9 protein-coding genes are annotated in these 14,077 nt (G+C 67.3%); 8 read left to right on the forward strand and 1 reads right to left on the reverse strand.

The features are described 5' to 3' along the window. Window positions 1-39: 39 nt before the first annotated feature. From BMZ82_RS19295 to BMZ82_RS19320, 5 genes are all read left to right on the forward strand, one after another. On the forward strand, window positions 40-960 hold the full coding sequence (locus tag BMZ82_RS19295) for an SCO4651 family lipoprotein (protein WP_093777409.1): 921 nt from the start codon (window positions 40-42) through the stop codon (window positions 958-960). Between the two features lie 286 nt (window positions 961-1,246). Beyond that, window positions 1,247-1,777, forward strand: a complete 531-nt coding sequence (gene rplJ / locus BMZ82_RS19300) for a 50S ribosomal protein L10 (RefSeq protein WP_093777411.1) — start codon at window positions 1,247-1,249, stop codon at window positions 1,775-1,777. Between the two features lie 116 nt (window positions 1,778-1,893). Further along, window positions 1,894-2,280 (forward strand): 50S ribosomal protein L7/L12, encoded by a 387-nt coding sequence (gene rplL / locus BMZ82_RS19305; protein WP_093777413.1) that lies wholly within the window; start codon window positions 1,894-1,896, stop codon window positions 2,278-2,280. 577 nt (window positions 2,281-2,857) lie between these two features. Continuing rightward, window positions 2,858-6,343: a DNA-directed RNA polymerase subunit beta gene (gene rpoB, locus BMZ82_RS19315; protein ID WP_093777415.1), complete on the forward strand. Its 3,486-nt coding sequence runs from the start codon at window positions 2,858-2,860 to the stop codon at window positions 6,341-6,343. A 110-nt stretch (window positions 6,344-6,453) separates the two neighbouring features. After that, window positions 6,454-10,353, forward strand: a complete 3,900-nt coding sequence (locus BMZ82_RS19320) for a DNA-directed RNA polymerase subunit beta' (RefSeq protein WP_093777417.1) — start codon at window positions 6,454-6,456, stop codon at window positions 10,351-10,353. 202 nt (window positions 10,354-10,555) lie between these two features. Here BMZ82_RS19320 and BMZ82_RS19325 read toward each other — a convergent pair whose 3' ends face one another. Then, window positions 10,556-11,842: a glycosyltransferase family protein gene (locus BMZ82_RS19325; RefSeq protein ID WP_093777419.1), complete on the reverse strand. Its 1,287-nt coding sequence runs from the start codon at window positions 11,840-11,842 to the stop codon at window positions 10,556-10,558. 83 nt (window positions 11,843-11,925) lie between these two features. Between BMZ82_RS19325 and BMZ82_RS19330 the strand changes: the two genes are divergently transcribed. The 3 genes from BMZ82_RS19330 to rpsG all read left to right on the forward strand — a co-directional run bounded on the left by BMZ82_RS19330 (window position 11,926) and on the right by rpsG (window position 14,058). Next, window positions 11,926-12,957 (forward strand): glycosyltransferase family 2 protein, encoded by a 1,032-nt coding sequence (locus tag BMZ82_RS19330; protein WP_093777420.1) that lies wholly within the window; start codon window positions 11,926-11,928, stop codon window positions 12,955-12,957. 255 nt (window positions 12,958-13,212) lie between these two features. Then, window positions 13,213-13,584, forward strand: coding sequence for a 30S ribosomal protein S12 (gene rpsL, locus BMZ82_RS19335; RefSeq protein ID WP_003948652.1), 372 nt, complete (start codon window positions 13,213-13,215; stop codon window positions 13,582-13,584). Between the two features lie 3 nt (window positions 13,585-13,587). Further along, window positions 13,588-14,058 carry a 30S ribosomal protein S7 gene (rpsG, locus tag BMZ82_RS19340; protein WP_020132641.1) on the forward strand — a complete coding sequence of 157 codons (471 nt, stop codon included), beginning with the start codon at window positions 13,588-13,590 and terminating at the stop codon, window positions 14,056-14,058. Window positions 14,059-14,077: the final 19 nt, after the last annotated feature.

Genomic DNA, 14,077 nt, shown 5'->3' on the forward strand with positions numbered 1-14,077 from the left:
GCTAGCGTGCAGTGACGGGAAACCTTGGGGGTGGGGCGAATGAAGCGTGCGACCGTGCGCCGTGCGGGTCTGTCGATCGTTGCGATGACGCTGCTTGCCGGAGTGACCGCGTGCAGTTCCGGAGGTTCGGGGGCTTCCGGTGGTTCCAGCGGCTCGGGCGGGTCCGGCAAGGGCGGGAGCGGCGGGCCGCTGCTCAGCCCCATAGCGGCCCTGCGCAGCGCCGAGAAGTCCACCGACGGCGCGGACTCCGCGAAGGTCGAGTCGACCACCACGATGGGCTCGGTGATGTCGATGACCGCCGACGGCGCCCTCGGCTGGGGCGACGGCCTCACCGGCACGCTCACCATCACCTACACCGGCGGCACCATGGCCGACACGATGCGCCAGATGGGCACCACGTCGATGGAGGCCCGCTATCTGCCCGACGCCTACTACGCGAAGATGGGCGACACCTTCGCCACCCAGGCCGGCGGCCGGCACTGGATCAAGTACGCGTACGACGCCCTGGAGAGCCTCGGCGGCGGCTCCGGCGCGTATCTGAAGGACCAGATGCAGAACACCACCCCGAACCAGTCGGTGAAGCTCCTGCTGGCTTCCGGGGACGTGCGGGAGGTCGGCCGGGAGAAGGTGCGCGGGCAGCAGACCACGCACTACTCGGGGACGCTCGACGTGGCCGACCTCGCCGCGCAGAACTCCAGCCTCACCCGCAGCCAGCTCGACGACCTGAAGAAGACGCTGGACCAGGCCGGCGTCACCACCGAGACCATCGACATCTGGGTGAACGACCGGGACCTGCTGGTCAAGAAGACGGAGAAGGGCGAGACCACGACGGGCGCCTACGCCCAGACCGCGTACTACAGCGACTACGGCACCAAGGTCTCCGCCCAGGTCCCGCCGGCGAGCGACACCGCCGACTTCACCGAGCTGGTGAAGCAGCAGGGGGCGGGCACCGGCTCGTAGTGCCCGTCGCCCGAGCGGATTTGCCTGACGGCGACCCGGTCCCGTACGCTCCTGAAGAAGCCAAAGACCGCTGGTCGTTGCCGTGCCCTCGTCAGAGAGTGCGGTGGCCGAAGGATCCGCTGCAATGCGGACGACCCGCGTAGGTGAATGTGGATGTGCTCCCGGACAGGTTCCGCTCACGGAATTCGTTCGGTCGAGCTACGCCCCGTGCGCCTGCGCCGGGGCGTTTCGTTTGTCACAGCCCCTTCTGAGCGGTCCTCATCACCCGGAAGGAGGCCGACGCTCTATGGCAAGGCCCGACAAGGCTGCCGCGGTAGCCGAGCTGACGGACGCGTTCCGCAGCTCGAACGCCGCCGTGCTGACCGAGTACCGGGGTCTCACCGTGGCGCAGCTCAAGACGCTGCGTCGTTCGCTCGGTGAAGACGCCCAGTACGCCGTGGTGAAGAACACGCTGACCAAGATTGCGGCCAACGAGGCCGGGATCACGACGCTCGACGACCTGTTCAACGGTCCGACGGCAGTCGCCTTCATCACCGGTGACCCGGTGACGTCGGCGAAGGGTCTTCGTGACTTCGCCAAGGACAACCCGAACCTCGTCATCAAGGGCGGCGTCCTTGACGGCAAGGTGCTGTCCGCCGACGACATCAAGAAGCTTGCGGACCTCGAGTCCCGCGAGGTTCTGCTCAGCAAGCTGGCCGGTGCCTTCAAGTCGAAGCAGTCTCAGGCTGCCTCCGTCTTCCAGGCGCTGCCCTCGAAGTTCGTCCGCACCGCGGAGGCGCTTCGGGTCAAGCAGGCCGAGCAGGGCGGTGCCGAGTAACTCGGCTCGCACTTTGACCGCAGCCGCCTGACGCGGCCGCGGTCGACGCGGGCCGACTGTACGCCCGCCGACATGTACATCCGGCACCAGCCGAATTAGTGGAAGGATCGCCCGACATGGCGACGAAGCTGTCCCAGGAAGAGCTGCTCGAGCAGTTCGAGAACCTCACCCTCATCGAGCTCTCCGAGTTCGTCAAGGCGTTCGAGGAGAAGTTCGACGTCACCGCTGCCGCCGCCGTCGCCGTTGCCGGCCCGGCCGGTCCGGCCGCCGCCGCCGAGGCCGTCGAGGAGCAGGACGAGTTCGACGTCGTCCTCACCGGCGCCGGCGAGAAGAAGATCCAGGTCATCAAGGTCGTGCGTGAGCTGACCTCGCTGGGCCTGAAGGAGGCCAAGGACCTCGTGGACGGCGCTCCGAAGCCCGTCCTCGAGAAGGTCGCCAAGGAGGCCGCCGAGAAGGCTGCCGAGTCCCTCAAGGCCGCCGGCGCCTCCGTCGAGGTCAAGTAACACCATCGCGGTCGGCGACGACCGCGAGCAACGGCTGAAACTGGCCCCTCCGGGGCTGTAACGCCGGTGCACCGAGGAGCGATCATCCATCTGGGTGGTCGCTCTTCGTCGTTCCTGGGAGCGCGGCCACGGTTGCCTCGAACCCGTGTGAGCGGGGGGTATGGTGATCTTCATCGTGTCTCCGAGCGCGGCCGTTCGCGCAGGGGGGCCTTGACGAACCGCACGCAGCGCGCAATTCTCAGGACGCGTCGTCACAAGGATCCGAATCCGAGGCATGGATCGACGACGAACAGGGCAGTATCACCGTGCGTTGAGGGCAAGCAGACCGAGGGCGTTGAGAACCACGAGGGTCTCGAAAAACCCGCACTGGACATCAGTGTGCCAAGTGGCTACACTGACCCTTTGCGCTGCCTGTTAGCTGTCCCCTGCCCGTCACCAGGGGCATGCCCTCACTTGAGCCCGGACGACCAGACCTCCTTGACCTGGCCCTTTGGCCAGATCCGGAAAGCTGTCTCTGTGCACGGGATGAGGGGCCGGTACGCGCGTAGTGAGTCCGAGCCCTCGGAAGGACCCCCTCTTGGCCGCCTCGCGCAACGCCTCGACCGCGAATACGAACAACGCTGCCAGCACCGCCCCGCTGCGCATCTCCTTTGCAAAGATCAAGGAGCCCCTCGAGGTTCCCAACCTTCTCGCGCTGCAGACCGAGAGTTTCGACTGGCTGCTCGGCAACGACGCCTGGAAGGCTCGCGTCGAGGCTGCTCTGGACTCCGGTCAGGACGTCCCCACGAAGTCCGGTCTGGAGGAGATCTTCGAGGAGATCTCCCCGATCGAGGACTTCTCCGGGTCGATGTCGCTGACCTTCCGCGACCACCGTTTCGAGCCGCCGAAGAACAGCATCGACGAGTGCAAGGACCGTGACTTCACCTTCGCGGCCCCGCTCTTCGTGACGGCCGAGTTCACGAACAACGAGACCGGCGAGATCAAGTCCCAGACGGTCTTCATGGGCGACTTCCCGCTCATGACGAACAAGGGCACCTTCGTCATCAACGGCACCGAGCGTGTCGTCGTGTCGCAGCTCGTCCGTTCGCCGGGTGTCTACTTCGACTCCTCCATCGACAAGACGTCCGACAAGGACATCTTCTCCGCCAAGATCATCCCGTCCCGGGGTGCCTGGCTGGAGATGGAGATCGACAAGCGCGACATGGTCGGTGTCCGTATCGACCGCAAGCGCAAGCAGTCCGTCACCGTGCTCCTGAAGGCTCTCGGCTGGACGACCGAGCAGATCCTCGAGGAGTTCGGCGAGTACGAGTCCATGCGCGCCACCCTGGAGAAGGACCACACCCAGGGTCAGGACGACGCGCTGCTCGACATCTACCGCAAGCTCCGTCCGGGCGAGCCGCCGACCCGTGAGGCCGCGCAGACGCTGCTCGAGAACCTCTACTTCAACCCCAAGCGCTACGACCTCGCGAAGGTCGGCCGCTACAAGGTCAACAAGAAGCTGGGCGGCGAGGCTCCGCTCAACGCGGGCGTGCTGACCGTCGAGGACGTCATCGCGACGATCAAGTACCTGGTCAAGCTGCACGCCGGCGAGACCGAGACGACCTCGGACAACGGCACGTCGATCGTCGTCGAGACCGACGACATCGACCACTTCGGCAACCGTCGTCTGCGCAGCGTCGGCGAGCTCATCCAGAACCAGGTCCGCACGGGTCTGGCGCGTATGGAGCGAGTCGTCCGCGAGCGCATGACGACCCAGGACGTCGAAGCGATCACGCCGCAGACCCTGATCAACATCCGGCCGGTCGTCGCCTCCATCAAGGAGTTCTTCGGCACCAGCCAGCTCTCGCAGTTCATGGACCAGAACAACCCGCTGTCGGGTCTCACCCACAAGCGCCGTCTGTCGGCTCTTGGCCCTGGTGGTCTCTCCCGTGAGCGGGCCGGCTTCGAGGTCCGTGACGTGCACCCCTCGCACTACGGCCGCATGTGCCCGATCGAGACTCCCGAAGGCCCGAACATCGGTCTGATCGGTTCGCTCGCCTCCTACGGCCGCGTCAACGCGTTCGGCTTCGTGGAGACGCCGTACCGCAAGGTCGCCGGCGACGTCGTCACCGACGAGGTCGACTACCTGACGGCCGACGAGGAGGACCGCTACGTCATCGCGCAGGCCAACGCCCTGCTCAACGACGACATGCAGTTCACCGAGGCCCGCGTCCTGGTCCGCCGTCGTGGCGGCGAGGTCGACTACGTCCCCGGTGACGACGTGGACTACATGGACGTCTCGCCGCGCCAGATGGTGTCGGTCGCGACCGCCATGATCCCGTTCCTCGAGCACGACGACGCCAACCGTGCCCTCATGGGCGCGAACATGATGCGTCAGGCCGTGCCGCTCATCAAGAGCGAGGCCCCGCTCGTCGGCACCGGCATGGAGTACCGCTCCGCGGTCGACGCCGGCGACGTGGTCAAGGCCGAGAAGGCGGGTGTGGTCCAGGAGGTCTCCGCGGACTACATCACCACCACCAACGACGACGGCACGTACATCACGTACCGCCTGGCCAAGTTCGCCCGCTCCAACCAGGGCACCTCGGTCAACCAGAAGGTCATCGTCAACGAGGGCGACCGGATCATCGAGGGCCAGGTCCTGGCCGACGGTCCGGCCACCGAGAACGGCGAGATGGCCCTGGGCAAGAACCTGCTCGTGGCGTTCATGCCGTGGGAGGGCCACAACTACGAGGACGCGATCATCCTGTCGCAGCGCCTCGTGCAGGACGACGTCCTCTCCTCGATCCACATCGAGGAGCACGAGGTCGACGCCCGTGACACCAAGCTCGGCCCGGAGGAGATCACCCGGGACATCCCGAACGTCTCCGAGGAGGTCCTCGCCGACCTCGACGAGCGCGGCATCATCCGCATCGGTGCCGAGGTCGTCGCCGGCGACATCCTCGTCGGCAAGGTCACGCCCAAGGGCGAGACCGAGCTGACGCCGGAGGAGCGCCTGCTGCGCGCCATCTTCGGTGAGAAGGCCCGTGAGGTCCGTGACACCTCGCTGAAGGTGCCGCACGGCGAGATCGGCAAGGTCATCGGCGTCCGCGTCTTCGACCGTGAAGAGGGCGACGAGCTGCCGCCGGGCGTGAACCAGTTGGTCCGCGTCTACGTGGCGCAGAAGCGCAAGATCACGGACGGCGACAAGCTCGCCGGCCGGCACGGCAACAAGGGTGTCATCTCCAAGATCCTGCCCATCGAGGACATGCCGTTCCTCGAGGACGGGACCCCGGTCGACATCATCCTCAACCCGCTCGGTGTGCCGTCCCGAATGAACCCGGGACAGGTGCTGGAGATCCACCTCGGCTGGCTCGCCAGCCGCGGCTGGGACGTCTCCGGGCTCGCCGACGACTGGGCCAAGCGTCTCCAGGTGATCGGCGCCGACCAGGTCGCGCCCGGCACCAACGTCGCCACCCCGGTCTTCGACGGCGCCCGTGAGGACGAGCTCGCGGGTCTGCTGAACCACACCATCCCGAACCGCGACGGCGAGCGCATGGTGCTCCCGACCGGCAAGGCGCGGATGTTCGACGGCCGTAGCGGTGAGCCGTTCCCGGACCCGATCTCGGTCGGCTACATGTACATCCTGAAGCTGCACCACCTGGTCGACGACAAGCTGCACGCCCGTTCGACCGGTCCGTACTCGATGATCACCCAGCAGCCGCTGGGTGGTAAGGCGCAGTTCGGCGGTCAGCGCTTCGGCGAGATGGAGGTGTGGGCGCTGGAGGCATACGGCGCCGCGTACGCCCTCCAGGAGCTCCTGACCATCAAGTCCGACGACGTCACCGGCCGCGTGAAGGTCTACGAGGCCATCGTCAAGGGCGAGAACATCCCCGAGCCCGGCATCCCCGAGTCCTTCAAGGTGCTCATCAAGGAGATGCAGTCTCTCTGCCTGAACGTGGAGGTGCTGTCCAGCGACGGTATGTCCATCGAGATGCGTGACACCGACGAGGACGTCTTCCGCGCGGCGGAGGAGCTCGGCATCGACCTGTCCCGGCGCGAGCCGAGCAGCGTCGAAGAGGTCTGACGGGAGTCCGGTCCGGAGGTACAGCGATGAAGATCCCTGATCCTCCGGCCGGCCCCGGGACCCCCGTATCAGACCCCAAGACTTACAACCCTGAGAGGGATTGACGCATAGTGCTCGACGTCAACTTCTTCGACGAGCTCCGGATCGGCCTGGCCACGGCGGACGACATCCGTCAGTGGAGCCACGGCGAGGTCAAGAAGCCCGAGACGATCAACTACCGCACGCTCAAGCCCGAAAAGGACGGACTCTTCTGCGAGAAGATCTTCGGTCCGACCCGGGACTGGGAGTGCTACTGCGGCAAGTACAAGCGTGTCCGCTTCAAGGGCATCATCTGTGAGCGCTGCGGCGTCGAGGTCACTCGCGCCAAGGTGCGGCGTGAGCGGATGGGCCACATCGAACTGGCCGCGCCCGTCACGCACATCTGGTACTTCAAGGGCGTTCCGTCGCGCCTCGGATACCTGCTCGACCTCGCCCCGAAGGACCTCGAGAAGGTCATCTACTTCGCGGCGTACATGATCACGTTCGTCGACGACGAGCGCCGCACCCGCGACCTGCCCTCGCTGGAGGCGCACGTCTCCGTCGAGCGTCAGCAGGTCGAGAACCGGCGTGACGCCGACCTCGAGGCCCGCGCCAAGAAGCTCGAGACCGACCTGGCCGAGCTCGAGGCCGAGGGCGCCAAGGCCGACGTGCGCCGCAAGGTGCGCGAAGGCGCCGAGCGGGAGATGAAGCAACTGCGCGACCGTGCGCAGCGCGAGATCGACCGCCTCGACGAGGTGTGGACCCGGTTCAAGAACCTCAAGGTCCAGGACCTGGAGGGCGACGAGCTCCTCTACCGCGAGCTGCGTGACCGCTTCGGCACGTACTTCGACGGTTCGATGGGCGCCGCCGCCCTGCAGAAGCGGCTCGAGTCCTTCGACCTGGACGAGGAGGCCGAGCGCCTCCGCGAGATCATCCGCACCGGCAAGGGCCAGAAGAAGACCCGCGCGCTCAAGCGCCTCAAGGTCGTCTCCGCGTTCCTGCAGACCAGCAACAGCCCCAAGGGCATGGTGCTGGACTGCGTGCCGGTCATCCCGCCGGACCTCCGGCCGATGGTGCAGCTCGACGGTGGCCGCTTCGCGACCTCCGACCTGAACGACCTGTACCGCCGTGTCATCAACCGCAACAACCGCCTGAAGCGGCTTCTCGACCTCGGCGCGCCCGAGATCATCGTGAACAACGAGAAGCGCATGCTCCAGGAGGCCGTGGACGCGCTGTTCGACAACGGCCGTCGTGGCCGTCCGGTCACCGGTCCCGGTAACCGCCCGCTGAAGTCCCTGAGCGACATGCTCAAGGGCAAGCAGGGTCGATTCCGTCAGAACCTGCTCGGCAAGCGTGTGGACTACTCCGCGCGTTCCGTGATCGTCGTCGGTCCGCAGCTCAAGCTGCACCAGTGCGGTCTGCCGAAGGCGATGGCGCTGGAGCTCTTCAAGCCGTTCGTGATGAAGCGCCTGGTCGACCTGAACCACGCGCAGAACATCAAGAGCGCCAAGCGCATGGTCGAGCGCGGCCGCACCGTCGTGTACGACGTCCTCGAAGAGGTCATCGCCGAGCACCCGGTGCTGCTGAACCGTGCGCCCACCCTGCACCGCCTCGGCATCCAGGCCTTCGAGCCGCAGCTCGTCGAGGGCAAGGCCATCCAGATCCACCCGCTCGTCTGCACCGCGTTCAACGCGGACTTCGACGGTGACCAGATGGCCGTCCACCTGCCGCTCTCCGCGGAGGCGCAGGCCGAGGCCCGCATCCTGATGCTGTCCTCGAACAACATCCTCAAGCCCGCCGACGGCCGTCCGGTGACGATGCCGACCCAGGACATGGTCCTCGGTCTGTTCTTCCTCACCACCGACGGCGAACTGCGTGACACCAAGGGCGAGGGCCGCGCGTTCGGCTCCACGGCCGAGGCGATCATGGCGTTCGACGCCGGCGAGCTCGCGCTGCAGTCGGCGATCGACATCCGCTTCCCGGTGGGCACCATCCCGCCGCGCGGCTGGACCCCGCCGGCCCGCGAAGAGGGCGAGCCCGAGTGGCAGCAGGGGGACACCTTCCGCCTGCGCACCACCCTGGGCCGCGCGCTCTTCAACGAGCTGCTGCCCGAGGACTACCCGTTCGTCGACTACTCGGTGGGCAAGAAGCAGCTCGGCGAGATCGTCAACGACCTGGCGGAGCGCTACCCCAAGGTCATCGTGGCGGCGACGCTCGACAACCTGAAGGCGGCCGGCTTCTACTGGGGCACCCGCTCCGGTGTCACCGTGGCCATCTCCGACGTCGTCGTCCCCGAGGCCAAGAAGGCCATCGTCGCGGGTTACGAGGCGCAGGACGAGAAGGTCCAGAAGCAGTACGAGCGCGGTCTGATCACCAAGGAAGAGCGCACGCAGGAGCTCATCGCGATCTGGACCAAGGCGACCAACGAGGTCGCCGAGGCGATGAACGCGAACTTCCCCAAGACGAACCCCATCTTCATGATGGTTGACTCGGGTGCCCGAGGAAACATGATGCAGATGCGGCAGATCGCCGGTATGCGTGGTCTGGTGTCGAACGCGAAGAACGAGACCATCCCGCGTCCCATCAAGGCCTCGTTCCGTGAGGGCCTGTCCGTGCTGGAGTACTTCATCTCCACCCACGGTGCCCGTAAGGGTCTGGCGGACACCGCCCTGCGTACCGCCGACTCGGGTTACCTGACCCGTCGTCTGGTGGACGTCTCGCAGGACGTCATCATCCGCGAGGAGGACTGCGGCACCGAGCGCGGTCTGAAGCTGCGGATCGCCTCGAAGGACGAGACCGGCGTTCTGCGCAAGGCCGGGGACGTCGAGACCAGCGTCTACGCCCGCATGCTCGCCGAGGACGTCGTCATCGACGGCAAGGTGATCGCGCCGGCCAACGTGGACCTGGGCGACGTGCTCATCGACCAGCTCGTGCGCCACGGCGTCGAGGAGGTCAAGACCCGCTCGATCCTGACCTGCGAGTCCCAGGTCGGCACCTGCGCCATGTGCTACGGCCGCTCGCTGGCCACCGGCAAGCTGGTCGACATCGGTGAGGCGGTCGGCATCATCGCCGCCCAGTCCATCGGTGAGCCCGGCACCCAGCTCACGATGCGTACCTTCCACACCGGTGGTGTGGCCGGTGACGACATCACGCAGGGTCTGCCGCGTGTCGTCGAGCTCTTCGAGGCCCGTACCCCGAAGGGTGTCGCCCCGATCTCCGAGGCCTCCGGCCGCGTGCGGATCGAGGAGACCGAGAAGACCAAGAAGATCGTCATCACCCCGGACGACGGCAGCGACGAGACGGCGTTCCCGATCTCGAAGCGCGCCCGGCTCCTGGTCAGCGAGGGCGAGCACGTCGAGGTGGGCCAGAAGCTCACCGTGGGTGCCACCAACCCGCACGACGTGCTGCGCATCCTGGGTCAGCGTGCCGTCCAGGTCCACCTGGTCGGCGAGGTCCAGAAGGTCTACAACTCGCAGGGTGTGTCGATCCACGACAAGCACATCGAGATCATCATCCGGCAGATGCTGCGCCGCGTGACGATCATCGAGTCCGGCGATGCCGAGCTGCTGCCCGGCGAGCTCGTCGAGCGCTCGAAGTTCGAGGTCGAGAACCGTCGTGTGGTGCAGGAGGGCGGTCACCCGGCCTCCGGTCGTCCGCAGCTCATGGGTATCACCAAGGCCTCGCTGGCCACGGAGTCCTGGCTGTCGGCGGCGTCCTTCCAGGAGACGACCAGGGTGCTGACGGACGCGGCGATCAACGCCAAGTCCGACTCCCTGATCGGCCTCAAGGAGAACGTCATCATCGGTAAGCTCATCCCGGCCGGTACGGGCCTGTCCCGCTACCGCAACATCCGGGTCGAGCCCACCGAAGAGGCCAAGGCCGCGATGTACTCGGCCGTCGGCTACGACGACATCGACTACTCGCCGTTCGGCACCGGCTCCGGCCAGGCCGTCCCGCTGGAGGACTACGACTACGGTCCGTACAACCAGTAGGCGGCGAGCGGTCGGTTGATCGCTTGAACGCTTGAAGGGCGGTCACCCCGTTTCATACGGGGTGACCGCCCTTCGGCGTTGCCAGCGTTCCCAGACCTCACAGCAGGGCGCGCGGGCGCTGGAGGGGCCCTTCAGCGCCGTACAGGCACCTGTCCAGGCACCTGTCCGGCCCGGCCCTCCCCGGTCTGGCCGGCCTGCCGGTCTACGGGATTCCCAGCTCGAAGATCACATAGTGCGCGTACCACCCCGAGGCGACGGACGCCGTCACGAAGAACACCGCCAGGCTCGGCCACTTCAGGCGGCTCAGCGCCGCCGCCGGGGCCAGCAGCAGAGGGAAGGCGGGGAGCAGGTAGCGGCCCGTGTTGCCGAACATCTGCTGGGTGCCCAGCACGGTGAGCACGCTCGCCAGCGTGTACGCGACCAGCACCAGCGGCGGCTTCTTGCGCAGCAGCAGCGCGATCAGGAACGGCAGCGCCAGCACGAGCTGTACGGCCAGCAGGTCGGGGACCGTGAACGCGAACAGGTAGTCGTGCCGCCCGACGGCCGTATTGCCCAGCACGTCGAGCGTGTACGCGCCGAAGTCGAAGGAGTGCGCCCACCCGTCGCGCTGGAGCGTGAAGTACGCGGTGAGGTCGCCCATGCTGAGGCCGACCCAGGTGATGTAGGTCAGCAGGCCGAGCGGCGCGGCGATCATCGCGTACACCGGCCCGGCGATCCCGTGCTCGCGCCTGCTGTCGCGCCGGGCGAGCGTCACGATCGCGGCGAGCCCGACCGCGCCGATGAGCGCGGCGGACGTCGGCCTGTTGAGCCCGGCGAGGAAGGCGAGCAGCCCGGCGGCCACCCAGCGGCCCTTCATCACGCAGTAGCAGCACCAGGCGGCGATGGCCACGAAGACCGACTCCGAGTACACCGCCCACTCCACGCCCGCGCCGGGCACCAGCGCCCACAGCCCGGCCGCGATCGTGCCCGCCCGCACCCCGGCCAGCGTCGAGATCACGGCGTAGATGCCGGCGGCGGCCACGAAGGAGGCCAGCACCGACACCAGGATCCCGGAGCCGTACAGCCCCAGGCCCGTGATCTCGGAGACGCCCCGGATCAGGCCCGGGTAGAGCGGGAAGAAGGCGACCGAGTCCTGCTTGACGGTGAACAGGCCGCCGGGGTCGAGCCGTTGCAGCGGCTTGGGGTCGTAGCCCTTCTCGGCGATCTGGAGGTACCACCAGCCGTCCCAGGTGGCGAGCACGTCCCACCAGTGGGCGCCGCCGCCGAACCGCGGGTTCTTCTTCTGGTACTCGTCGGCCCACTCCAGCAGCCAGGCGAACACCGTCAGCCCGACGAGCTTCAGCGTGCCGTAGAGGAGCAGCGGGGCAAGGTACGGTCGTACACCGTCCGGCAGGGTGAGGCGGCGGAGCCCCTGGAGCCTCGGGAGCTGTTCCTCTCGCCCGTCGGGCACGGCGGGGTCAGTCGCCGTGTCCTTGGAAGCCGTGCTCATGGCTGGGGTCCCCTGGTCGTCGGAGTGCGGTCATAAGATCGCAACAGCGTCGCACATGTGCGCCACACCTTGGGGAAGGACGGGTGACCGACGTGCCGAACACCACGGCGACGGGGACCGTCTTGTCGGTCGTTATACCCATGTACAACGAGGAAGAGGTCCTTCCCGTGCTGGTCAGCCGTCTGCGCCCGGTCCTCGACGGCCTCGGCGCCGACGGCGGGGCCGTCGACTACGAGGTGGTCGCGGTGGACGACGGCAGCACCGACCGCACCGCCGAGCTGCTCGCGGCCTTCCGGCTCGGCTGGCCGCAGCTCCGCGTCATCGGCCTGCGCCGCAACTCCGGCCATCAGGCCGCCCTCACCGCGGGCCTCGACCGGGCGCTCGGCCGTTACGTCGTCAGCATCGACGCCGACCTCCAGGACCCGCCCGAGAAGATCGCCGACATGCTCGCGCTGGCCCGCGCCGAGCAGCTCGACATCGTCTACGGCATCCGGGCCGACCGGGCCAGCGACACCGGCTTCAAACGGTGGACGGCGGGGCTGTACTACACGCTGGTGCGCCGGCTCGCGGGGGAGTCCGTGCCCGCCCAGGCCGGTGACTTCCGGCTGCTGAGCCGGGCCGCCGTCGACGCCCTGAAGGCGCTGCCCGACCAGCAGCGCGTCTACCGGCTGCTGGTGCCCTGGCTGGGCTTCCCCAGCGGCGAGGTCACCTACGAGCGCGCGCCGCGGCCGGCCGGCCAGAGCAAGTACCCGCTGGGCCGGATGATCCGGCTGGCCGTCGACAGCGTCACCGGTTTCTCGGCGGCGCCGCTGCGGATCGCCACCTGGCTGGGCGGCCTCGCCTTCCTGGTCTGCCTGGCGTTGATGGGCTACACCCTGATCGCGTACGCCCTGGAGCACACCGTCCCCGGCTGGACGTCGCTGTTCATCGGGGTGCTGTTCATCGGCGCGGTGCAGTTGATCTGCGTCGGGCTGCTCGGCGAGTACGTGGGCCGCATCTACACGGCCGTACAGAACCGTCCGACGTACTTCGTCGGCCATGACACGGCGACGGACGCCTCCGACGGGTCGGCCGACGACAGCCCTCTACCACAGCAGCTCGGGCGGCGCACGTAACCCCTCTCGTGTCGGCCCCGCCGTCCTTGTTTTGACCGGAGAGATTGCGCTAGGTACGCTCAGACCTTGTGCCTGGGGTGTGCCCTGGCCCTTGTGCGTGTCTGCAACCGCATACGGGCCTGAGCAGTGGCCACCGCAATTCGCGTCTCTTCCCGCCTCGCGGCGGAAGTGCGCGGGATTCGACACACCCGACCGCGTGGGTCGGCGATGTTCCAGGTTAGCTTCACCATTCGGCACACAGAAACCGGAGAAGTAGTGCCTACGATCCAGCAGCTGGTCCGGAAGGGCCGGCAGGACAAGGTCGAGAAGAACAAGACGCCCGCACTCGAGGGTTCGCCCCAGCGTCGCGGCGTCTGCACGCGTGTGTTCACGACCACCCCGAAGAAGCCGAACTCGGCCCTGCGTAAGGTCGCGCGTGTGCGTCTGACCAGCGGGATCGAGGTCACTGCTTACATTCCGGGTGAGGGACACAACCTGCAGGAGCACTCCATCGTGCTCGTGCGTGGTGGCCGTGTGAAGGACCTGCCCGGTGTTCGCTACAAGATCATCCGCGGTTCCCTCGACACCCAGGGTGTCAAGAACCGCAAGCAGGCCCGCAGCCGCTACGGCGCCAAGAAGGAGAAGTAAACAATGCCTCGTAAGGGCCCTGCCCCGAAGCGCCCGGTCATCATCGACCCGGTCTACGGTTCTCCTCTTGTCACGTCGCTCATCAACAAGGTGCTGCTGAACGGCAAGCGCTCCACCGCCGAGCGCATCGTCTACGGCGCCATGGAGGGCCTGCGCGAGAAGACCGGCAACGACCCGGTCATCACGCTGAAGCGCGCTCTCGAGAACATCAAGCCGACCATCGAGGTCAAGTCCCGCCGTGTCGGTGGCGCGACCTACCAGGTCCCGATCGAGGTCAAGCCCGGCCGCGCGAGCACCCTCGCTCTGCGCTGGCTCGTCGGCTACTCCCGCGCCCGTCGCGAGAAGACCATGACCGAGCGCCTGCTCAACGAGCTTCTCGACGCGTCCAACGGCCTCGGCGCCGCTGTGAAGAAGCGCGAGGACACCCACAAGATGGCCGAGTCCAACAAGGCCTTCGCGCACTACCGCTGGTAGTCGCTACCCACGACGAGAC

Source organism: Streptomyces sp. yr375, assembly GCF_900110755.1.
Lineage (GTDB): Bacteria > Actinomycetota > Actinomycetes > Streptomycetales > Streptomycetaceae > Streptomyces.